Source organism: Streptomyces sp. NPDC053069 (assembly GCF_044546895.1).
In the GTDB taxonomy this organism is placed as follows: Bacteria; Actinomycetota; Actinomycetes; order Streptomycetales; family Streptomycetaceae; genus Streptomyces.
On sequence record NZ_JBITZN010000006.1, the window covers coordinates 257991 to 279248 of the forward strand.

A 21258-nucleotide genomic window follows, 5' to 3' on the forward strand; every position below is an offset into this window, starting at 1 on the left:
CTGATCACTGGTCCTTGTGGGAGAGAGCGCGGACGGTACGGGACGGGCTGGGCCGGTCCAGATGGGCGGCCATCCACACGCTTGTGGCGGTCAGACGGCCGAGGTCGACGCCGGTCTGGATGCCGAGGCCGTGCAGCATCCAGACGAGGTCCTCGGTGGCGAGGTTGCCGGTGGCGGACTTCGCGTACGGGCAGCCGCCGAGCCCGCCCGCCGAGGAGTCGACGGTGGTGACGCCGTGCTGCAGGGCCGCCAGGGTGTTGGCGAGCGCCTGGCCGTAGGTGTCGTGGAAGTGCACGCCGATCACGTTCGTCGGCACGCCCTTCTCGTTGAGCAGGGAGAGCAGTTCGAGGACGTGGCCGGGGGTGGCGACGCCGATCGTGTCGCCCAGGCTCAGCTCGTCGCAGCCCATGTCCCTGAGGGCCGTGCAGACGCGGGCCACCTGGTGGAGGGGGACCGCCCCCTCCCAGGGGTCGCCGAAGCACATCGAGACATAGCCGCGCACATGCGCGCCCGCGTCCTTCGCCTGCCGCACCACCGGCTCGAACACGGCCAGCGACTCGTCCAGCGTGCGGTTCAGATTGGCCTTCGCGAAGGACTCGGTGGCGCTGGCGAACACCGCGATCCGGCGGGCGCCGAGCGCGAGCGCGCGGTCCAGGCCACGGCGGTTCGGCACCAGGACGGGCAGGTCCACGTCGAGGTCGGAGACCTGCCGGAACAGATGCTCGGCGTCCGCCAGTTGGGGCACCCACTCGGGGTGCACGAAACTCGTCGCCTCGATCGTCGTCAGGCCCGCGTCGGCCAAGCGGCGGATGAAGTCCGCCTTGACCGACGTCGGTACGGCCATCTTCTCGTTCTGCAGCCCGTCACGCGCGCCGACCTCGTGGATCCGCACCCGAGCGGGCAGACCACCGGCCGGTACGACCATGGGCAGTCCTTCGGCACTCACTCCGCCACCACCTCTTCCTCGTCGTGCGGTGCGATCACGGCCAGCACCTGGTCCATGGCGACCGCCGTGCCCGGCGTCACGTCCAGCTCGGCGACCGTGCCGGCGTGCGGGGCGGAGATGACGTGCTCCATCTTCATCGCCTCGACCACCAGCAGGCTCTGGCCCGCGGCCACTTCATCGCCGACCGCGACCTTCACGACGGTCACCGTCCCGGGCATGGGCGCGGTCAGCGAGTCCGCGCCCGTGTGTCCGGACCGGGTGAGGGACGCGGCGACCGGGTCGTGGTCGCGCACGTGCCAGGCGTCGCCGTGACGGCCGATCCAGTCACCGGCCCGGTGGAAGACGTGGCGGACGCCGTCCAGGGTCACCGTCACCCGGTCGCCGGTGACGGTGTGGGTGCCCCGGGGGGTGTACGTCACCGGTTCCTGCACCCGGAGGTGGAAGACGGGCGGCTTCGGGGTGCCGCCGAGGCGCCATCCGCTCGGCACCGAGAAGGGGTCGGTCCAGCCCTTCGCACGGGGCTTCAGCGCCTCCATGCGTACGGCGGCCGCCGCCTCGTACACCGCCTCCGGCACGTCGGTGGGAACCAGCTCGTCCACCACCCGCTCCACGAGCCCCGTGTCCAACTCGCCCGCCACGACTGCCGGATGCTCCAGCAGCCGGCGCAGGAAGCCCGCGTTGGTCTGCACGCCCAGCGTGACCGTCTCCGCCAGCGCCACCCGGAGCTTTCTGAGCGCCGTCGCCCGGTCGGGGCCGTAGGCGATCACCTTGGACACCATCGGGTCGTACAGGCTGCCCACCTCGGTGCCCTCACTGAGCCCGGAGTCGGTGCGCACGCCGTCGCCCTGCGGCTCGTCCAGCAGCAGCACCGTGCCGCCGGAGGGCAGGAAGCCGCGCGCGGGGTCCTCGGCGCAGATCCGGGCCTCGACCGCGTGCCCGGTGAGCGTCACGTCCGCCTGCGCGAAGCCCAGCCTCTCCCCGGCCGCCACGCGCAGCTGCCACTCCACCAGGTCGAGGCCGGTGATCAGTTCGGTGACCGGGTGCTCCACCTGGAGACGGGTGTTCATCTCCATGAAGTAGTACGACGACGGGTCACCGCCCGGCACGATGAACTCCACCGTGCCCGCGCCCCGGTAGCCGCAGGAGCGGGCCGCCTGCACGGCCGCCTCGCCCATCGCCGCGCGCGTGGCCTCGTCGAGGAGCACGCTCGGCGCCTCCTCGATGATCTTCTGGTGGCGCCGCTGGAGCGAGCATTCGCGCTCGCCGAGGTGAACCACGTTCCCGTGGCCGTCGGCCAGCACCTGGATCTCGATGTGCCGGGGCCGGTCGATCCACCGCTCCACGAGCAGGGTGTCGTCGCCGAAGGAGGCGCGGGCCTCGCGGCGGGCGGCGGCGATCTCCTCCTCCAGCACGGTCATGTCCCGCACCAGGCGCATGCCCTTGCCGCCGCCCCCTGCGGAGGGCTTGAGCAGCACGGGCGCACCCAGCTCGCGGGCCGCACCGGCGAGGTCGGGGTCACGGCCCCCGGGCACCACCGGCACCCCGGCCTTCTGCACCGTCTCCTTGGCACGGATCTTGTCGCCCATGAGCGCGATCGCGTCGGCGGGCGGGCCGATGAAGACCAGCCCCGCCTCCTCGCACGCGCGCGCGAAGCCGGCGTTCTCGGCGAGGAAGCCGTACCCGGGGTGCACGGCCTGGGCGCCGGTGCGGGCGGCGGCCTCCAGCAGCCGCTCGACGGACAGATAGCTCTCGGCCGCGGGCGGCGGCCCGATCCGTACCGCCGTGTCGGCCTCCCGGACGTGCCGCGCGTCGGCGTCGGCGTCGGAGAAGACCGCCACCGAGCGCACGCCCAGCGAGCGGAGCGTACGGATGACGCGTACGGCGATCTCGCCCCGGTTGGCGACCAGCACTGTGTCGAACACGGTTCCCCTCCTCACATCCGGAAGACGCCGAACTGGGGCTCTCCCAGAGGCGCGTTGGCGCAGGCCGTCAGGGCGAGTCCGAGCACCTGACGGGTCTCCAGCGGGTCGATCACGCCGTCGTCCCAGAGGCGGGCGGTGGCGTAGTAGGCGTTGCCCTGGCGCTCGTACTGCGCGCGGATCGGTGCCTTGAAGGCGTCCTCGTCCTCGGCGGACCACTCCTCGCCGCGCGCCTCCAGTTGGTCCCGCTTGACGGTCGCCAGGACGGACGCGGCCTGCTCGCCGCCCATGACGGAGATCTTGGCGCCCGGCCACATCCACAGGAAACGGGGCGAGTAGGCCCGGCCGCACATCGAGTAGTTGCCCGCGCCGTACGACCCGCCGACCACCACGGTCAGCTTCGGCACGCGCGTGCACGCCACCGCCGTCACCATCTTGGCGCCGTGCTTGGCGATGCCGCCCGCCTCGTAGTCCTTGCCGACCATGAACCCGGAGATGTTCTGCAGGAACACCAGCGGGATGCCGCGCTGGTCGCACAGCTCGATGAAGTGGGCGCCCTTCTGGGCGGACTCGGAGAAGAGGATGCCGTTGTTGGCGACGATGCCGACCGGGTGGCCGTGGATGCGGGCGAAGCCGGTGACGAGCGTCTGCCCGAACTCGGCCTTGAACTCGGCGAACCGGGAGCCGTCGACCACGCGCGCGATGATCTCGCGGACGTCGTAGGGGGTGCGGGAGTCGACCGGGACGGCGCCGTACAGCCCGTACGGATCCACCTTCGGTTCGACCGCCGGCTGCACCTCCCAGGGCAGGGACCGCCGGGCCGGGAGCGTGGCGACGATGTTCCGGACGATCCTCAGGGCGTGCGCGTCGTCCTCGGCGAGGTGGTCGGTGACGCCGGAGACCCGGGAGTGGACCTCGCCGCCGCCCAGCTCCTCCGCCGTGACGACCTCACCGGTGGCGGCCTTCACGAGCGGCGGGCCGCCGAGGAAGATCGTCCCCTGACCGCGCACGATCACGGCCTCGTCGCTCATCGCCGGGACGTACGCCCCACCGGCCGTGCAGGAGCCGAGGACGGCCGCGATCTGCGGGATCCCGGCGCCGGACATGCGGGCCTGGTTGTAGAAGATCCGCCCGAAGTGGTCCCGGTCGGGGAAGACCTCGTCCTGCATCGGCAGGAAGGCACCGCCGGAGTCGACCAGGTACACACACGGCAGCCGGTTGTCGAGCGCCACCTCCTGGGCGCGCAGGTGCTTCTTCACGGTCATCGGGTAGTACGTGCCGCCCTTGACCGTGGCGTCGTTCGCGACGATCACGCACTCGCGTCCGCTGACCCGGCCGATCCCGGCGATCACGCCGGCGGCCGGAGCCTGCCCCTCGTACATCCCGTCGGCCGCCAGCGGGGCCAGCTCCAGGAAGGGCGAGCCCGGGTCGAGCAGGGTGTCCACCCTGTCCCTCGGCAGCAGCTTGCCGCGCGCGGTGTGCCGGGCCCGCGCCTTCTCGCCGCCGCCGAGCGCCGCCGCGGCCAGCTTGCCGCGCAGCTCCGCGACCAGCGCGAGATGAGCCTGTTCATTGGCCCGCCAGGCCTCCGACGCGGGATCTGCCGCGCTCCGGAGCTCCGGTGCCTCCTGCATCCTGCGGTCCCCTCACCGGTGATCGAACCTGTTGGTCGAACGTGTTAATGAGCGTTAACCATTTCCTCCAGGTTAACGACCGCTAACCTCGCTGTCTAGAATTACCTGCATGGTCACCAGAACCGACGCCCCCACCCGCCGCGAGCAGATCCTCAAGGAGGCCGCCCGGCTCTTCGCCGAGCGCGGCTTCCACGGCGTCGGTGTCGACGAGATAGGCGCCGCGGTCGGCATCAGCGGCCCCGGTCTGTACCGGCACTTCCCGGGCAAGGACGCGATGCTCGCCGAGCTGCTGGTGGGCATCAGCGGCCAGCTGCTGACCGGCGCCAAGCGGCGCCTGGCGGAGGCGGACGGCCGGCTGGGCGCCTCCGCCGTCCTCGACTCCCTCATCGAGGGTCACATCGACTTCGCCCTGGACGACCGTCCCCTGATCACCCTGCACGACCGCGAGCTGGACCGCCTCCGCGACAGCGACCGCAAGCTGGTCCGCCAGCTCCAGCGGCAGTACGTCGAGCTGTGGGTGGAGGTGGTCCGCGAGGTGTATCCGGCGCTGACCGAGCCGACGGCCCGCTCGGCGGTCCACTCGGTCTTCGGCCTGCTGAACTCCACGCCCCACCTGGGCCGCGCCGGCACGCTGCCGGGCCGGGGGACGACGGCGGCACTGCTGCACCGGATGGCGCGGGGTGCGTTCACGGCGGCCGGCGAGGCGTGAGGCCGGGCGGCGAGGGGGCGGGGCGGGGCTCGGCGTGATGAGCGTTACGGGGGGAGACCTCTGGACGGCGGAAGATACTCACCAGTACCTTGGTGTCTGAGCAAGCGCTTAGACATGTACGTGGAGGTGGGCGGCGTGCGCCGTACGGTGTTCAACGAGGATCACGAGGCGTTCCGGGAGACCCTGCGCGCCTTCATCGAGGCCGAGGTCGTGCCCGTCTACGACGAGTGGTTCGCCGCCGGCCAGGCGCCGCGCGACTTCTACTACAAGCTCGGCGAGCTGGGCATCTTCGGCATCAACGTCCCCGAGGAGTTCGGCGGCGCCGGCCTGGACAGCCACAAGTTCGAGGCCGTCGTCTACGAGGAGACCGCCCGCGCGGGCGTGAACTTCGGCGGCTCCGGCGTGCACGTGCTGCTCGCGCTGCCCTACATCAAGATGCTCGCCACCGACGAGCAGAAGAAGCGCTACCTGCCGAAGTTCGTCACCGGCGAGGAGATGTGGGCCATCGCGATGACGGAGCCGGGCACCGGTTCCGACCTCGCGGGCATGAAGTCCACCGCCAAGCTCTCCGAGGACGGCACGCACTACGTCCTCAACGGCGCCAAGACCTTCATCACCGGCGGCGTCCACGCCGACCGCGTGATCGTGTGCGCCCGCACCGCCGCGCCGACCGCCGAGGACCGCCGCCACGGCATCTCCCTGTTCGCCGTGGACACCAAGTCCGAGGGCTACTCCGTCGGCCGCAAGCTCGACAAGCTGGGCCTGAAGACCTCCGACACCGCCGAGCTGGCCTTCGTCGACGTCAAGGTGCCGGTCGAGGACCTGCTCGGCGAGGAGAACAAGGGCTTCTACTACCTCGGCCACAACCTGGCCTCCGAGCGCTGGGGCATCGCCTTCGGCGCCTACGCGCAGGCCAAGGCCGCCGTCCGGTTCGCCAAGCAGTACGTCCAGGAGCGCACCGTCTTCGGCAAGCCGGTCGCCCACTTCCAGAACACCAAGTTCGAGCTGGCCGCCTGCCAGGCCGAGGTGGACGCCGCCGAGGCCGTCGCCGACCGCGCCACGGAGGCCCTGGACGCCGGTGAGCTGACCCCCGCCGAGGCCGCCAGCGCCAAGCTGTTCTGCACCGAGGTCGCCCACCGCGTCATCGACCGCTGCCTGCAGCTGCACGGCGGCTACGGCTACATGAACGAGTACCCGATCGCCCGCCTGTACGCGGACAACCGCGTCAACCGCATCTACGGCGGCACCAGCGAGATCATGAAGACGATCATCGCCAAGGACATGGGCCTGTAAGGGCCGTGTGACCGGGCGTAATCACCGGCCGGTACAACTGAAACCCATGAGTCAGGCACTCCAGGATCTCCTCGATCTGCTCGACCTGGAGCAGATCGAGGAGAACATCTTCCGCGGCCAGTCCCGCTCCGCCGTCGTCCCCCGCGTCTTCGGCGGGCAGGTCGCGGCACAGGCGCTGGTCGCCGCGGGGCGGACGGTCCCCGCGGACCGCCCCGCCCACTCGCTGCACGCCTACTTCCTGCGCCCGGGGGACCCCGGCGCACCGATCGTCTACACCGTCGACCGCATTCGCGACGGCCGGTCCTTCACCACCCGCCGCGTGGTCGCCGTCCAGCACGGCAAGCCGATCTTCCACCTCTCGGCGTCCTTCCAGGCGCACGAGGAGGGACTTGAGCACCAGGCGCCCATGCCCGCCTCGCCCGACCCGGCGACCCTGCCCACCTCGCAGGAGCGGCTGCGCGGTTACGACCACCTGGCACCCGAGGTCGTGGAGAGGTTCCTGGAGGCCCGCGAGGCGATCGACCTCAGGTACGTGGACGAGCCGCCGTACGGGCAGTTCGGCGCTCCCCGCGAGCCGCACAGCCAGGTGTGGTTCCGCACCAACGGCAAGCTCGACGACGACCCGTTGCTGCACGTCGTCCTCGCCACCTACGTCTCCGACATGACCCTCCTCGACTCCGTGCTGCTCGCGCACGGCCGCGGCGGCTGGGCCGTCGGGGATGTCGTGGGCGCCTCCCTGGACCACGCGATGTGGTTCCACCGGCCCTTCCGCGCCGACGAATGGCTGCTGTACGACCAGGAGTCGCCGTCGGCGCACGGTGGCCGCGGTCTCGGCCAGGCCCGTATCTACACGCAGGACGGCCGGCTCGCCATCACGGTCATCCAGGAGGGCGTGGTCCGCGTCCCGCGCTGAGCCCGGCGCGTACCGCCTTACGCCAGTCCCGCCTCGGCCAGCAGATACGCCGTCAGGGGGTCGTAGTAACGCGGGCTGACCACATGGTCGTCGAGCGGTACGACGACCTGCAGGGTGCCCTCGGACTCGGCGAGGAACAGGGCCGGGTCGTTGCAGTCGGCGTACCCGACCGCGTCCAGGCCGTGCTGTCCGGCGTACCCGGCCCAGCCGTGGTCGGCGACCACCAGGTCCGGCAAGGGGCGGCCCTCGCGCTCAAGTCCCGTCAGGATGGCCCGCATCGGCTCACCCGAGTGGGTGTGCCACAGCGTCGCCCCGTGCTCCAGCACGGCCACGTCCGCGAACTGCATGACGTACCCCTCGTCCGTCTGCAGCCCGTCCGGGATGACCACGATCTCGCAGCCGGCGGCGCGCAGCGCGGCGGCCGTGGCCCGGTGCACATCCAGCAGGCCGCCCGGGTGACCGGTCGCGAACAGCACCCGCTGCTGCCCCTCGGCCGCCTTGCGCAGCCGGGCCGCCATCCGCTCCAGCGCGTCCACGGTCAACTCGGGATCGATCGTGTCCTGTCCGTACCGGTACTCGGGATCGTCGCTGACCCCCACCCGCTCGGCCATCACCGCGAGCACGTCCTGCTCGTCCGTCCAGCGGTCGCCCAGCTCCAGCCCGAGCCAGAAGCCCCGGACCCCGTTGGCGAGCTGACGGTAGTGGGAGAGGTTGTTCTCGCGGGGCGTGGCGACGTCCCCCGCGATACGGGTCCTCACCAGGTGGTCGACGAGCTGGGCGCGGCTGGGTGTCCCGGATATCGGCATGTCTTCCATTGTGGGGCAGCGCGCTGCGGGCGTCCTCGGCATATCGCCCGCTGGGACGCGGCTCACTCGCCGGTTCAGCCGTGCCGCAGCGCGAACCACAACTCCATGCGCACATCCGGGTCGTCCAGGTCGGCGTCCAACAGCGCGGCGCAGCGGGCGATCCGCTGCCGCACGGTGTTGCGGTGCACGTCCAGCGCCACCGCCGTACGGTCCCAGCTGCCGTGCAGGGCCAGCCAGTTGCGCAGAGTCTCGGCCAGCTCGGGCCGCCCGGCGAGCGGCGCGAGCACGGCCCGGGCATGTGCCTCGGCGTCCGCCCGCGGCACCAGGGCGTCCCACCCCGGCCGGGCGCCGTGCCGGACCAGCGGGGCGCGGGTGGCGCGGGCCCGGGCGAGGGCACGGGCCGCCTGACCGTCGGCGGCCGCCCACTCCCGTGGCGCCACCGCGGCGCTCACCCCGAGCGTCCACCCGGCCTGCGGCTCCGGTAGCCGCCCGCCCGGCACCAGCACCCGTACGACGTCATGGGCGAGGTCGACCAGCGGCGACCCCAGGGCGGCGCCGAGCGCGGAGGCGGCGACGGCGTCCGGGCGCTGCCCCTCGGGCCGGGCGTGCACGACGACCCAGCCGCCCTCCCCCAGCAGCGGCGCGACCGCCTCCGGCGAGGCACCGAGCAGCAGCCGCACCAGCGCCGAGGACCGCGCCGCCCCCGCACCGCTGTGATGCTCCCCCGTCAGCAGTGACAGCAGCACCGCGGCGACGGAGGCGATGGTGTGGTCCCCGGGCTCCCGCCGGGCACCGGCCATCCCGAGGACGAACCCCTCACCGGCGCCGAGGGCGTAGACGGCGAGGTGCGTGGAGCCGATGGTGTCGGTGGCGGAGGCGGGGAGGGGACGGGAGGGAGCGGGGGGCGGGGGAGCGGGGGCCGGAGGGGCCGCGGTGGGGCGGCCGGAAGCGGGCGGCGCCGCGGAGTGGTCCGGCGCCGCGAAGCGGTCCGGCGTCGCGGAGTGGTCCGGTGCCGGCAAGACGCCGCTTCCCGTGCCCGCTCTCGTCGTGCCTGCCGTGCCGCCGCCCGTCGCGTGCGGGCCCGCTTCGGGCGCGCGGTCCGCCTCGGGTGCCGGGTCGCCGGTGGCGCGTACCACTGTCGCCAGGCCGGCCAGTGCGCTGCGTACCTCGTCGGCCGGCTCGCGGCCCGCGGCGGCCAGGGCCGTGCCGTCGGGGCCGTAGAGCACCGCGTGGCCGGAGACATGCCGGGCCAGGCGGCGCAGCACGGACCGCACGGGGTCCGGGCGGGCGGCGGCCGAGGCGAGGCTCTGCTGGGCCTCCGTGACGCGGCGCAGCTCGGCGAGCCGGGCCTGGGCCATCAGCTGCCACACCGCGCGGGCCACCCCGGAGAAGGTGGTCTGGGGCGGGACCTCCAGCAACGGCAGCCCGTGGCGCTCGCAGGCGGCGACCAACGCGCGCGGCACCGTGTCGTGCACCGGCGCCAGCCCGAACCCGAGGGCGGCCCCGCCCGCCGCCACGATCCGCGAGACGTACTCGTCGAAGTAGGTGCCCGAACCCGCCGCCTCCGGGACGTGCACGCCCGCCGTGAGCAGCAGCTCGCCGCCCAGCAGATACGGGTACGGGTCGGCCATCTCCGAGGTGTGCGCCCAGTGGATCACGAGGGAGGGATCGGACGGGCCTGCGATCTGCCGCAGACCGAGATCCTCGCGGGCGAGCAGCGCCGACAGCGGTACCGGTGGGGTCGGTGGGACAGCTGGGGTGATCGTCTCGGGCATGGTGTGCGTTTCCTCCATCCCGCCCCGTTCATCTGGATGAAACGTACACTTCGCAGTCGCTTTCCGGCCACCTAGGGTCAAGTCAGCACGGCAGCCGCGGGTACGGGCGGATGTCCCCGCGAGCCGCTGCCGTCCGTCCCCATTGCATCTGCACGACACGCCACCGGACAGTGCGCGAAGGAGGCCCTCCCATGGCCGTCGACTACACAGTGATCGTCGTCTATCTCGCCGGCATGCTGGCCATGGGCTGGTGGGGCATGCGCCGCGCCAGGTCCAAGAGCGATTTCCTGGTGGCGGGCCGCCGCCTGGGCCCGGCCATGTACTCCGGCACCATGGCGGCGATCGTCCTCGGCGGCGCCTCCACCATCGGCGGCGTGGGGCTCGGGTACCAGTACGGACTGTCCGGCGCCTGGATGGTCTTCACCATCGGCCTCGGACTCCTCGCACTCTCCGTCTTCTTCTCCGCCCGCATCGCCCGCCTGAAGGTCTACACCGTCTCCGAGATGCTGGACCTGCGCTACGGCGGCCGGGCGGGCGTCATCTCCGGCGTGGTCATGTGGGCGTACACCCTCATGCTCGCCGTCACCTCCACCATCGCCTACGCGACGATCTTCGACGTCCTCCTCGACCTGAACCGCACGGTCGCGATCATCCTCGGCGGCTCGATCGTCGTCGCCTACTCCACTCTCGGCGGCATGTGGTCCATCACGCTGACCGACATGGTCCAGTTCGTGGTGAAGACCGTCGGCGTGCTGCTCCTGCTCCTGCCCATCGCCGTGGTCAAGGCGGGCGGCTTCTCGGAGATGAAGGCCAAGCTGCCGACCTCGTACTTCGACCCGCTGGGCATCGGCGGCGAGACGATCTTCACCTACGTCCTGATCTATACGTTCGGCATGCTGATCGGCCAGGACATCTGGCAGCGCGTGTTCACCGCCCGCAGTGACAGGACCGCCAAGTGGGGCGGCACGGTGGCAGGAACCTACTGTCTGGCCTACGCCCTCGCCGGCGCGGTGATCGGCACCGCCGCCAAGGTGCTCTACCCCAAGCTCGGCAGCCCCGACGACGCCTTCGCCACCATCGTCAAGGACGAACTCCCCGTCGGCGTGCGCGGCCTGGTCCTGGCCGCCGCCCTGGCCGCCGTGATGTCCACCTCCTCCGGCGCCCTGATCGCCTGCGCCACGGTCGCCAACAACGACATCTGGTCGCGGCTGCGCGGTGCCGTGCGCGGCGGTGGCGAGGACCACGACGAGGTCACCGGCAACCGGGCGTTCATCCTGGTCATGGGTGTCGCGGTGATCGGTACGGCGATCGCGCTGAACAACGTGGTCGAGGCGCTGACCGTGGCGTACAACCTGCTCGTCGGCGGCCTGCTCGTGCCCATCCTCGGCGGCCTGCTGTGGAAGCGCGGCACGGTGCAGGGCGCGCTGGCCTCGGTGATCGTCGGCGGCCTCGCGGTCATCGGCCTGATGGCGGGCTACGGCATCCTCGCCAACGAGCCCGTCTACTACGGCCTGCTCGCCTCCCTCGCCGCCTACCTCGTCGTCTCCCTGGCGACGAGGCCCACCGACGAGACCGTCCTCGCCGTCTGGCGCGAGCGCCTCGCCGGAGGCGATCCCGAACTCGTGTCCGAACCGGTCCCGGCTCACCAGTAGAGTCGTAGGGAAAGCAGTACATGCGCGATGAAGCGCAAGAAAGAAGGCAATTCACCATGAGCAGCAACGAGACGCCCCGCGGCCCTGTCGACTCCTCCCGCATCCCGCGGTACGCCGGACCCGCGACCTTCGCCCGGCTGCCCCGCCTCGACGAGGTCGGCACCGCCGACGTCGCCGTCGTGGGCGTGCCGTTCGACTCCGGCGTCTCGTACCGGCCGGGCGCCCGCTTCGGCGGCAACGCCATCCGCGAGGCGTCCCGGCTGCTGCGCCCGTACAACCCGGCGCAGGACGCCTCTCCCTTCGCCCTGGCGCAGGTCGCCGACGGCGGTGACATCGCCGTGAACCCGTTCAACATCAACGAGGCCGTCGAGACGATCGAGGGTGCGGCGGACGAGCTGCTCGGCACGGGCGCCCGTCTGATGACCCTGGGCGGCGACCACACCATCGCGCTGCCCCTGCTGCGCTCGGTCGCCAAGAAGCACGGCCCGGTCGCCCTGCTGCACTTCGACGCCCACCTGGACACCTGGGACACCTACTTCGGCGCCGAGTACACCCACGGCACCCCGTTCCGCCGCGCGGTGGAGGAGGGCATCCTCGACACCTCCGCCCTCTCCCACGTCGGCACCCGCGGTCCCCTGTACGGCAAGCAGGACCTCACGGACGACGAGAAGATGGGCTTCGGCATCGTCACGTCCGCCGACATCTACCGCCGGGGCGCCGACGAGGTGGCCGACCAGCTGCGCCAGCGCATCGGCGACCGCCCGCTGTACATCTCCATCGACATCGACTGCCTCGACCCGGCCCACGCCCCCGGCACCGGCACCCCCGAGGCCGGCGGCATGACCTCCCGCGAGCTGCTGGAGATCCTGCGTGGGCTGGCGTCCTGCAACCTGGTCTCGGCGGACGTCGTCGAGGTCGCGCCCGCGTACGACCACGCGGAGATCACCTCGGTGGCGGCCTCCCACACGGCCTACGAACTGACCACCATCATGAGCCGCCAGATCGCGGCGGCCCGGAAGGACTCGGAAGCGAAGTGACTCACGACCACGACCTGGTACTCCGCCCGACCGAGGCACAGCAGGAGGCCGCGCTGAATCCTCCCCCCGGCCGCAACGGCGGAGACCTGGTCGTGGAGACCCTGGCCGGGCTGGGCGCGACGACCGTCTTCGGCCTGCCCGGCCAGCACGCCCTCGGCATGTTCGACGCCCTGCGCCGCTCCTCCCTGCGGTATGTCGGTCTGCGGGTCGAGAACAACGCGGGCTTCGCGGCGGACGCGTACGGCAGGATCACGGGAGAGGCGGCACCGCTGCTGCTGTCGACGGGTCCGGGCGCGTTGACGTCCCTCGCGGCGCTCCAGGAGGCCGCCGCCGCCTCCGCCCCCGTACTGGCGATCAGCAGCCAGATCCCGACTGCCGGCCTGGGCGGCGGCCGGCACGGCTACCTCCACGAACTCCCGGACCAGGCCGCCTCCTTCCGCGGCGTGGTCAAGTCCGTCCACACGGTCCGCACCCAGTCCCAGATCCCCTCCGCCGTCGCGGCGGCGTGGAAGTCGGCGCTGACGGCGCCGCACGGCCCGGTGTGGGTGGAGATCCCGCAGGACGTGCTGCTGGCTCCGACCGCGCTGCCGGTGGTGACGGCGCCGGACGCCACGCCGGAGGAGCTGGTCCCCCGCCCCGAACTGACGGCGGTGGCAGCCGACCTGCTGTCCCGTGCGGCCCGCCCGGCGATCATCGCGGGCGGCGGGGTCGTACGGTCCGACGCCTCGGGAAAGCTGCTGCAGCTGGCCGAGCGGCTCGACGCCCCCGTGGTCACGACCTTCGGCGGCAAGGGCGCGTTTCCCTGGGAGCACCCTCTTTCGATGCAGTCCTGGCTGGAGGACCGGCATACGACGGACTTCCTGGAGGACGCGGACGTCCTGCTGGTGGTCGGCTCGGGCCTGGGTGAACTCTCCTCCAACTACCACACCTTCAAGCCCCGCGGCCGGGTCGTCCAGATCGAGGCCGACCTCGGCAAGCTGGAGTCCAACCACCCGGCCCTCGGCATCCACGCGGACGCCCGACTGGCGCTGCAGGCGCTGCTGGAGACGGTGGAGGAGCGCACGGACGAGTCGGCGCCGGGGCGGGTGCGGGAGCTGCTGGAGAAGGTGGCTTCCCGTATCGCCGCCCAGGAACTCGCCCTGGAACAGGAGGTGTTGGGGGCCGTCCGCCGAGCGCTGCCCGCCGGTGCCCCGTCCTTCTGGGACATGACGATCCTGGCGTACTGGGCGTGGTCGGCCTTCGACCCCCGCGGTGCGAACACCATGCACTCCGCCCAGGGCGCCGGCGGCCTCGGCTACGGCTTCCCGGCGGCGCTGGGCGCGGCGGCGGCCGACCCGACCCGCCCGGTGCTGGCGGTGTCGGGCGACGGCGGCGCCCTGTACTCGATCGCCGAGCTGGCGACGGCGAAGCAGTACGACCTGCCGGTCACCTGGCTCATCGTCGACGACGGCGGCTACGGCATCCTGCGCGAGTACATGACGGACGCCTTCGGCCAGGCGACGGCGACGGAACTGGCCCGCCCGGACTACGTCGCCCTGGCGGAGTCCTTCGGCGTCCCCGGGGTCCTGACGACCCCGGAGACCCTGGAGGAGGACCTGGCGAAGGCACTGTCCGCGCCCGGCCCTTCGGTGGTCGTACTCCCCGCGGTCCTGCGGATGTTCGCGCCGACACACCTCACGGCGTGAGCACGGCCCACCGGAGCCGAGGGTGCGTCAGTGGCACGTGCTCGACGTGCTGATGTACACCTGCGTCGGGTGCGCCGCGCCGAAGGACCAGCCCTGGCCCGGCTTCATGCAGATCGTTCGGTAGTCGGAGAACTTCACGTAGGCCACGTCGTCGTGCCGGGTGTTGACCGCGCCCTTCGCCCTGCGGCTCGCGCCGAGCGTCTGCCAGTAGCCGGTGTCCTTGAACTTTCCCGTCATCGTGTTGCCGTTGTAGAAGCACACGTACGGATACGGACAGTGCGGGCGGGCCGCGGTGGACGCCGAGGCGGTCTGCGCGGACAGGGCCAGCCCGCTCCCGGTCATGGCGCACGCGGTCAGGACGGCTGCGGTCGCGATGCGGAATCGCATGGGTGCTCCTTGGGTTCGGTTGCCTGAGGCGGCCCGCCCCACCCCCGTGGAGGCGGGCCGCCGAGTGCTGGGGCGGTGCGGGGTGGACCGCACCGCCCGCCGTGCACCACCGACAGTGCAGGCCGGGTCCAGGACGGGGCCAGGCCCGCCGGACAGCTGCCGCCGACGCGGGATGTCCCACCCTCCGACCTGCGAGAACCCCCCGCGCCCTGAGGCACCGGCGGGACACCCGGATGCCGGTGGGATGGCCGAAACCGTGTGCTCGAAAGGCCGGTCAGGGGAACCAGCGGTGCTTGTCGGGCATCCTGGTCCGGGGAGTTGCAACAGACATGGGGTGGAGCATGTCTCGTTGGAAGCAGTTGCCGGACTCGCTCGACCCGCGAGTGCGACAACTCGCCGTACAGATGCGCCGCATCAAGGACCACAGCGGTCTGGGGCTGCAGGCCCTGGCCGCCCGCACGGGTTACAGCCGTGCCTCCTGGGACCGCTACCTCAACGGCCGTTCGTTACCGCCGCAGGAGGCGGTGGAGGCACTGGCCCGCGCCTGCGACATCGACCCGGCCCGGCTGCTGGCCCTGCACGAGGTGGCGGTGGCGGCGGGGCGGGGCGGACCGGGGAATGCCGGCCGGGCGGCGGAGACGGGCGCGGAGACGCACGCGGGGAGGGACTCCGGGCCGGGCTCAGGCCCTGACTCCGGGCCGGGCTCCGGGCCTGGCGAGCAGGAAACCGCGGGACGCGGACGGAGGTGGCGGCTGTTCGCCGTCGTACTGGCGTCGGCCGTGCTCGTGACCGCGGTGATCGCCCTGCTGGTGGCCGTACCGTGGGACGGCGAACGGGACCGGACCGACGGCCGGCCGGTCTCGGCGGACGCCACGGAGCCGGCCCCGGGATCTCCTGGCGAGGGAACGAAGGGGGCGTTCGCGTTCCGGGCCGGCAAGGACTACCCCTGCAGGGTGCACCGCGCCGCGGACGGGCTGCTCTACGCGGGGTACAGCACGACCCGCGTCGGCCTGATCGGCAAGGGCTCCGCCGAGTGGGCCGTCGTCGAGGCACAGTGCCTGCTGCGCCACCACGGCCTTTCGCCGGGGACCGCCGACGGCGCGTTCGGCTCCCGCACCGAGCGCGCGGTGGAGCGGTTGCAGGAGCGGGCCCACCTCCGTGTGGACGGGGTCGTCGGCGAGGACACCTGGGGAGTGCTGCGCAAATGACGCCCGGTGAGCGGGCGGTGGAGTGCGAGCGGCTGGCGGAGGCGCTGCGCGGGCTACGGGCCCGGACCGGGCTGAGCCTGGCCGCACTGGCCGCGAAGACGCCGTACAGCAAGTCGTCCTGGGACCGCTATCTCCGCGGCGGGACCGTTCCGCCCCGGCAGGCCGTCGCGGCACTGTGCGAACTCGCGGACGAGGATCCCGGGCGGATACTCGCGCTGTGGGAGCTGGCGGACACGGTGGCCAGCGGGCGTGCGGCGGGTGGGCGTACGGCGGGCGGGCGGGCAGCGGGTGGGGATGCGTCCGGTGGGCATGCGTCAGGTGGGTGCCCATGCGCGGGTGAGCCGTCGGCCGCCGTGGCCGAGCCGCCCCCGTCCGAGGACGCCGGCCGCTCGTCCCGGCGCCGGGCCGGTGGCCTGCTCGCCGTGCTTGCGGGCGGTGGACTCGCCATCGCCGCGGTCGCCGTGACCCTGGCGGCCACCGGCGCCTTCAGCGAGTCCGGTGCGAGCGCGTCCCCGTCCCCCTCCGCCCCCGTACCGGTACAGGGCTGCCACGGCGACGGCTGCACGGGCAAGGACCCCGAGACGTACGGCTGCGGAGCCGCCCCCGTGCCGGTGACCCTGGGCCGGCGGAGCTTCCCCGGGCCGACCGTGGTCAAGATCCGGCACAGTACCGCCTGCGGTGCGGTGTGGGCGCGGATCGACCTCGGCAAGGTGGGGGACCGGGCGGAGATCCTCGTACCGCATCACGCGCCGTGGCGCACCGAGGTCAAGGACGGGTACGACGCCAGGGACTCCCTGTCCACCCCGATGGTCGCCGCCTCCCAGTCGGACCTGGACCACGTACGCGCCTGCCTGGTACGCGAGGGCCGGCGGCACTGCTTCGGCCCGCGGGAGTAGCGGCGGATCCGCGGACGTTGGGCGTGTGTCAGGGGTTCCCGGCCGGTGCCAGGACCGCGGCCGCCAGATGGTCGCGGAACCAGCGGTGGCCCGGGTCGGCCGCGTTGCGGGGGTGCCAGGCCATCCCGAGCTCCAGGGGCGCCAGGTCGAGGGGGATCGGGAAGGTGCGCAGGCCCAGCGCGGCGATGGTGCCGGGGAGCCAGTCGGGCAGGGTGAGCGCGACGAGGTCGGTGTCCCGGGCCAGCATCAGCGCGGCCGTGTAACCGGGCACGACCACCGCGGTCCGGCGCCGCAGTCCGAGGTCCGCGAGCGCCCGGTCGATCGGCCCGGTGCGCTTGCCCAGCCGGGACACGCCGATGTGGCCGGCCGCGGCGAAACGGCGGGCGTCGATCCGCCCGTTGAAGAGGGGATGACCGCTGCGGGCGACACCGACCAGGTTCGCACGCCGGAGCTGCCGGGTGTGGATCTCGGGATCCAGGTGGTCGAGGACGCCCAGTTCGACGTCGACCAGCCCCTGCCGCAGCCCGGGGCCGCCCTCCACCGCCTCCGGCAGGAAGACCACGTCCACGTGCGGGGCCTCCGCGTGGACCCGGTCGGTCAGGGTCCCGGCCAGCCCCGTCAGCAGCAGGTCGGTGGCCTGCACCGTGAACGTGCGCCGGAGATGCACCGGTGCGAAACCGGCCCCCGGCCGAAGGACGTCGTCGCAGCCGCGCAGCAACGCGGCCACCTCCTCGCGGAGTTCCAGTGCCCGCGGCGTCGGCACCATCTGCCGGCCCGCGCGGACCAGCAGCGGATCACCGACGGCACGGCGGAGCCGGGCCAGCGTACGGCTGACCGCCGCGGGTGAGGTGCCGAGCCGCTCGGCGGCGCGGGTCACGCTGTTCTCCTGGAGCAAGGCGTCCAGCGCGCGCAGCAGGTTGAGATCCATGGACGCTCCTGAGCTGCGTTCTTACGTCTGGGGCAATGATCGCTTGCCGATCTTTGCATTGCTGCGGAACTCCCCGGTGCGGAGGGTGGAGGGGTCCACGCAATCCGGATCAGCCCAGTGGCGAGGAGTCACCTGTGCATCAGCAGTCACCCCGTGCCGGCCGAGAAGGCGATGTGCTGGCCGTGGTCAGCCAGAGCGGACCGGCGGTCTCTTTCCACGACGTCGCCTGCGACCGGCACCTCGGTACGGTCGAAGTCCCCGCCGAGCCCCATGAGTTGTGCTTCGACCCGGTGCAGCGGCTGCTGTGGTGCAGCAGCACCTACCGCTCGGGCTACTACCACGCCAACACCGGCCGCAGCACCGAGCTGACCGTCATCGACCCCGACACCCGCCGGATCGTGGAGGTCGTCGACCTGGCCCCCGAACACGGCCCGCACGGCCTGGCCCTGGATGCGGCACGCGGCCGTCTCTACGTCAGCGTGGAGGGAGCGGCGGACCGGCCCGGCGGCGTCGTGGTGATCGACACCGCCACCCGTCGGCCCCTGGGCAGGATCGACACCGGTGCGCCGGGACCGCACTGGTTCGCCATCGATCCGACGGGGCGGACGGGCTACGCCGCCAACAAGGAGGCGCCGTTCGTGTCGGTGGTCGATCTGGAACGCGGCGCGCTCACGGGGAAGGTGGCGGTGCCGGGCAGCGAGGGGATCGCCGTCTCCGCCGACGGCGCGCACGTCTTCGTCGCCGCCCCGTACGCCGGTGCCGCCGAGGGACGGACGCCCGGCATCCGGGTGATCGACACCGGCACGCTGTCCGTGACCGCCACCCTTCCGACGGAGCACGTGGTCATGCCGGTGCACCTGACCTCGACGGGCAAGCTGCTCACCGGCGAGGTGCGCACCCGGCCCGCCCTCGGCTCCGGCCCCGAGTCCGTCTCCGCCCTCGGCCGCCAGGTGCCGGGCCGCCTCACCGTGTTCTCGGCCGCCACCCTCGAACGCCTCGGTGAACTGGAGGTCGGAGCGATGCCGTTGACCGTCCGGTCCTCCCCCGACGGCCGACTCGCCTATGTGGCCTGCGTCGTCTCCTCCACCGTCCATGTCATCGACCTGGACACTCTGTGCACCCTGACCCGGCTCGACATCACCAAGCGCGGCGAACCGGGAGCCCACGGGCTGGCGTACATCCCGCGCCACGTGCCCCTCGCCGCCGCCCTCCGGTGAGGCCGGAATGCGCCGCGAACAGCCTGCCCTGTACCGGTGTTGACCTCCCCCTGTCCCGGCAGGAACGAACCGGCGCCACCCGCCGGTCACGTGGAACTCCCGCCCTGGGAACATGCGTACAACTTCCGGCCGGCCTGATGAGTCAAGCCAACAGGCGCCGGCGTTGCGCCCACACGACATTCCCCAGGGGGACCCTTCCATGACCCACCGCATGACCCGACGCGCCGGAGTGCTGGCGGCAGCCCTCGGCGCCGGCGTGCTCATACCCACCGTGGCCGCCGCCACCCCGGCCGCCGCGACCACGCCCACCGTCAGCTGTACGTCCGCCAAGGCGGGCCTCGCCGCCAAGCTGCAGAAGGACATCACGGCCGCCCTCGCGAACCGCAAGGGCACGGTCGCCATCGGCCTGTACGACCGCAGCACCAGCACCACCTGCACCCTGCGCGCCACCAGCTCCTACGACTCGGCCAGCACCGTCAAGGTCACCGTGCTCGCCACGCTGCTGTGGGACGCGAAGAAGCACAACCGGTACCTGACGGACCGTGAGACCACGCTCGCCAAGGCCATGATCACCCGGTCGGACAACGACGCGACGACCGCGCTGTGGAAGCAGCTGGGCGTGACGAAGATCAAGGGCTTCCTGGCCGCCGCCGGGATGACCAGGACCCTGCCGGGCGCGGACGGCTACTGGGGCCTGACCCAGGAGAACGTCACCGACGAGCAGAAGCTGCTGGGGCTCGTCACCGCCAGGAACAGCGTGCTGAGCGACAACGCCCGCGCCTACATCCTGAAACTGATGAGCCAGGTCGTCTCCGACCAGCGCTGGGGCACCCCGGCCGGCGCGCCGTCCACGGTCTCCGTGCACGTCAAGAACGGCTGGCTGCAGCGCGCGACGCACGGCTGGCGGGTGCACAGCCTCGGCACCTTCAACGGCGCCGGCCACGACTACACGATCTCGGTGCTGACGCAGGACAACAGCACCATGGACTACGGCGTCACCACCATTCAGAACGTCGCCAAGGCCATCCACCGGGACATCGTGCCGACCACGTCCGGCACGGCCGTCTACACCCCGACCAGCAAGCCCAGCGAGGCGTTCGTCGCGGTGCCGCCGCAGGGCTGACGCCGCCGCGGTGGTTCACGAGGCGGGCTCCCGCCGGACACCCGTCCGCCCTACGGTGACCGGCATGCGCCTGAGAACCGTACTCGCCACCCTCGCCGCCGGCCTGGCGGCGGCCACCTCCCTGACCGCCGCCGGGCCCGCAGGCGCCGACTCCGCCGCGGGCCACGCCTGTTCGCCGGCCGTCTCCCTCGGCCGCTTCTCCGACGTGCTCGACAAGACGACGTACGACGGCACCTTCGTCGGCAACTTCTCCGCCCTCGCGGTGGACCGGGACGGATCGATCGCGGCGCTGGAGGACCGTTCGTCCCTGTTCAGCCTGGATCCGACGACCCTGCGGCCGAAGGCGGCCGTCCGCCTCGCCGACGAGAAGGGCGCCGACCTCGACTCCGAGGGCCTGGCCGTCGACAGGGACGGCACCCGGCTGATCACCTCCGAGACCGAGCCGTCCGTCCGCCGGTACTCCGCCGGCGGAAAGATCCTCGACCGCCTCCCGGTCCCCTCCTCCCTCCTCGTCGCCCCGGCCGGCCGTGCCACCTCCAACCAGACCTTCGAGGGCCTGACCCTGCTGCCCGGCGGCCGCACCCTGCTGGCCTCCATGGAGGACGCGATCTCGGGCGACTCCACGGGGATCGTGCGTTTCCAGACCTGGCGGCGGCACAAGGACCACTTCCGTCTCGCCGCCCAGTACGCCTACCGCACCGACCCCGGCCTCGGCGTCCCCGAGGTCCAGGCCACCCCCGACGGCCGCCTCCTCGTCCTGGAGCGCGGCTTCACCGTCGGCGTCGGCAACACCGTCCGCCTCTACCTGGCCGACCTCCGCCATGCGACCGACACCAGCGGTACAGAGAACCTGACCGGCCAGGCCTCCGTCCGACTGGTCGAGAAGACCCTGCTGACGGACATCGCCGACTGCCCGAGCCTGGGCGCCACGGCGAAGCAGCCCCAGCCGAACCCGCTGCTGGACAACATCGAGGGCATGACGATCACCGGCCGTGATCACAGGGGCCGTCTGAAGGTCCTCCTGGTGAGCGACGACAACCAGAACCCGGCCCAGACGACCAGGTTCTATTACTTGCGGGTACGTGTCTGACTTCGCCCTTGTTTTGTTGCGGAGGGATGAAATCCGCTCACCT

The 21258-nt window shown here is 72.3% G+C and carries 18 protein-coding genes; 11 read left to right on the plus strand and 7 right to left on the minus strand.

Annotated elements, in window-relative coordinates:
• Positions 1 to 4 precede the first annotated feature (4 nt).
• From ACIGXP_RS16330 to ACIGXP_RS16340, 3 genes are read right to left on the minus strand one after another with little or no spacing between them, the layout of a single operon-like run.
• The gene (locus tag ACIGXP_RS16330) at positions 5 to 946 is read right to left on the minus strand and encodes a hydroxymethylglutaryl-CoA lyase (protein WP_399768779.1); all 942 of its coding nucleotides are present in this window, start codon (positions 944 to 946) and stop codon (positions 5 to 7) included.
• Positions 943 to 2868: an acetyl/propionyl/methylcrotonyl-CoA carboxylase subunit alpha gene (locus ACIGXP_RS16335; RefSeq protein ID WP_399768781.1), complete on the minus strand. Its 1926-nt coding sequence runs from the start codon at positions 2866 to 2868 to the stop codon at positions 943 to 945. The genes ACIGXP_RS16330 and ACIGXP_RS16335 overlap by 4 nt, the downstream gene beginning before the upstream one ends.
• 11 nt (positions 2869 to 2879) lie before the next feature.
• Positions 2880 to 4496, minus strand: coding sequence for a carboxyl transferase domain-containing protein (locus ACIGXP_RS16340; protein WP_399768783.1), 1617 nt, complete (start codon positions 4494 to 4496; stop codon positions 2880 to 2882).
• A gap of 109 nt (positions 4497 to 4605) precedes the next feature.
• On the opposite strand from ACIGXP_RS16340, the gene ACIGXP_RS16345 reads away from it, so the two are divergent.
• The 3 genes from ACIGXP_RS16345 (at position 4606) to tesB (ending at position 7411) form a co-directional block, all read left to right on the plus strand.
• Positions 4606 to 5205 carry a TetR/AcrR family transcriptional regulator gene (locus ACIGXP_RS16345; protein ID WP_399768785.1) on the plus strand — a complete coding sequence of 200 codons (600 nt, stop codon included), beginning with the start codon at positions 4606 to 4608 and terminating at the stop codon, positions 5203 to 5205.
• Positions 5206 to 5340: 135 nt separating this feature from the next.
• On the plus strand, positions 5341 to 6498 hold the full coding sequence (locus tag ACIGXP_RS16350) for an acyl-CoA dehydrogenase family protein (RefSeq protein ID WP_363214049.1): 1158 nt from the start codon (positions 5341 to 5343) through the stop codon (positions 6496 to 6498).
• A gap of 46 nt (positions 6499 to 6544) precedes the next feature.
• Entirely contained in the window at positions 6545 to 7411 is an 867-nt protein-coding gene (gene tesB / locus ACIGXP_RS16355; protein ID WP_399768787.1) for an acyl-CoA thioesterase II, read from the plus strand.
• 17 nt (positions 7412 to 7428) lie between these two features.
• On the opposite strand, the gene ACIGXP_RS16360 is transcribed toward tesB, so the two are convergent.
• Both ACIGXP_RS16360 and ACIGXP_RS16365 read right to left on the minus strand, forming a co-directional pair.
• Positions 7429 to 8217: a phosphatase gene (locus ACIGXP_RS16360; protein WP_399768789.1), complete on the minus strand. Its 789-nt coding sequence runs from the start codon at positions 8215 to 8217 to the stop codon at positions 7429 to 7431.
• A gap of 74 nt (positions 8218 to 8291) precedes the next feature.
• On the minus strand, positions 8292 to 10010 hold the full coding sequence (locus ACIGXP_RS16365; protein WP_399768791.1) for a PucR family transcriptional regulator ligand-binding domain-containing protein: 1719 nt from the start codon (positions 10008 to 10010) through the stop codon (positions 8292 to 8294).
• Between the two features lie 173 nt (positions 10011 to 10183).
• Here ACIGXP_RS16365 and ACIGXP_RS16370 point away from each other — a divergent pair, with 173 nt between their 5' ends.
• Genes ACIGXP_RS16370 through ACIGXP_RS16380 form a run of 3 tightly spaced genes read left to right on the plus strand, consistent with a single transcriptional unit; the run spans position 10184 to position 14366 of the window.
• Complete coding sequence (locus ACIGXP_RS16370; protein WP_399768793.1) at positions 10184 to 11644, plus strand: sodium:solute symporter; 1461 nt, start codon at positions 10184 to 10186, stop codon at positions 11642 to 11644.
• Positions 11645 to 11700: 56 nt separating this feature from the next.
• Entirely contained in the window at positions 11701 to 12681 is a 981-nt protein-coding gene (gene speB / locus ACIGXP_RS16375; RefSeq protein WP_363213981.1) for an agmatinase, read from the plus strand.
• Positions 12678 to 14366: a thiamine pyrophosphate-binding protein gene (locus tag ACIGXP_RS16380; protein WP_399768796.1), complete on the plus strand. Its 1689-nt coding sequence runs from the start codon at positions 12678 to 12680 to the stop codon at positions 14364 to 14366. Before speB ends, ACIGXP_RS16380 begins: the two co-directional genes overlap by 4 nt.
• A gap of 27 nt (positions 14367 to 14393) precedes the next feature.
• On the opposite strand, the gene ACIGXP_RS16385 is transcribed toward ACIGXP_RS16380, so the two are convergent.
• Positions 14394 to 14753, minus strand: coding sequence for a hypothetical protein (locus tag ACIGXP_RS16385; protein WP_363213983.1), 360 nt, complete (start codon positions 14751 to 14753; stop codon positions 14394 to 14396).
• Between the two features lie 341 nt (positions 14754 to 15094).
• On the opposite strand from ACIGXP_RS16385, the gene ACIGXP_RS16390 reads away from it, so the two are divergent.
• Together ACIGXP_RS16390 and ACIGXP_RS16395 are read left to right on the plus strand one after the other, a co-directional pair.
• Positions 15095 to 15961 carry a helix-turn-helix domain-containing protein gene (locus tag ACIGXP_RS16390; RefSeq protein ID WP_399768798.1) on the plus strand — a complete coding sequence of 289 codons (867 nt, stop codon included), beginning with the start codon at positions 15095 to 15097 and terminating at the stop codon, positions 15959 to 15961.
• On the plus strand, positions 15958 to 16857 hold the full coding sequence (locus ACIGXP_RS16395) for a helix-turn-helix domain-containing protein (RefSeq protein ID WP_399768800.1): 900 nt from the start codon (positions 15958 to 15960) through the stop codon (positions 16855 to 16857). The genes ACIGXP_RS16390 and ACIGXP_RS16395 overlap by 4 nt, the downstream gene beginning before the upstream one ends.
• A 28-nt stretch (positions 16858 to 16885) precedes the next feature.
• Here the strand turns inward: ACIGXP_RS16395 and ACIGXP_RS16400 are convergent, their stop codons facing one another.
• The gene (locus tag ACIGXP_RS16400) at positions 16886 to 17785 is read right to left on the minus strand and encodes a LysR family transcriptional regulator (RefSeq protein ID WP_399768802.1); all 900 of its coding nucleotides are present in this window, start codon (positions 17783 to 17785) and stop codon (positions 16886 to 16888) included.
• Positions 17786 to 17919: 134 nt separating this feature from the next.
• Here ACIGXP_RS16400 and ACIGXP_RS16405 point away from each other — a divergent pair, with 134 nt between their 5' ends.
• The 3 genes from ACIGXP_RS16405 to ACIGXP_RS16415 all read left to right on the plus strand — a co-directional run bounded on the left by ACIGXP_RS16405 (position 17920) and on the right by ACIGXP_RS16415 (position 21215).
• Positions 17920 to 19002 carry a YncE family protein gene (locus tag ACIGXP_RS16405; RefSeq protein WP_399768804.1) on the plus strand — a complete coding sequence of 361 codons (1083 nt, stop codon included), beginning with the start codon at positions 17920 to 17922 and terminating at the stop codon, positions 19000 to 19002.
• 199 nt (positions 19003 to 19201) lie between these two features.
• Complete coding sequence (locus ACIGXP_RS16410) at positions 19202 to 20125, plus strand: serine hydrolase (RefSeq protein ID WP_399768806.1); 924 nt, start codon at positions 19202 to 19204, stop codon at positions 20123 to 20125.
• A 64-nt stretch (positions 20126 to 20189) separates the two neighbouring features.
• Positions 20190 to 21215: an esterase-like activity of phytase family protein gene (locus tag ACIGXP_RS16415; protein ID WP_399768808.1), complete on the plus strand. Its 1026-nt coding sequence runs from the start codon at positions 20190 to 20192 to the stop codon at positions 21213 to 21215.
• Positions 21216 to 21258: the final 43 nt, after the last annotated feature.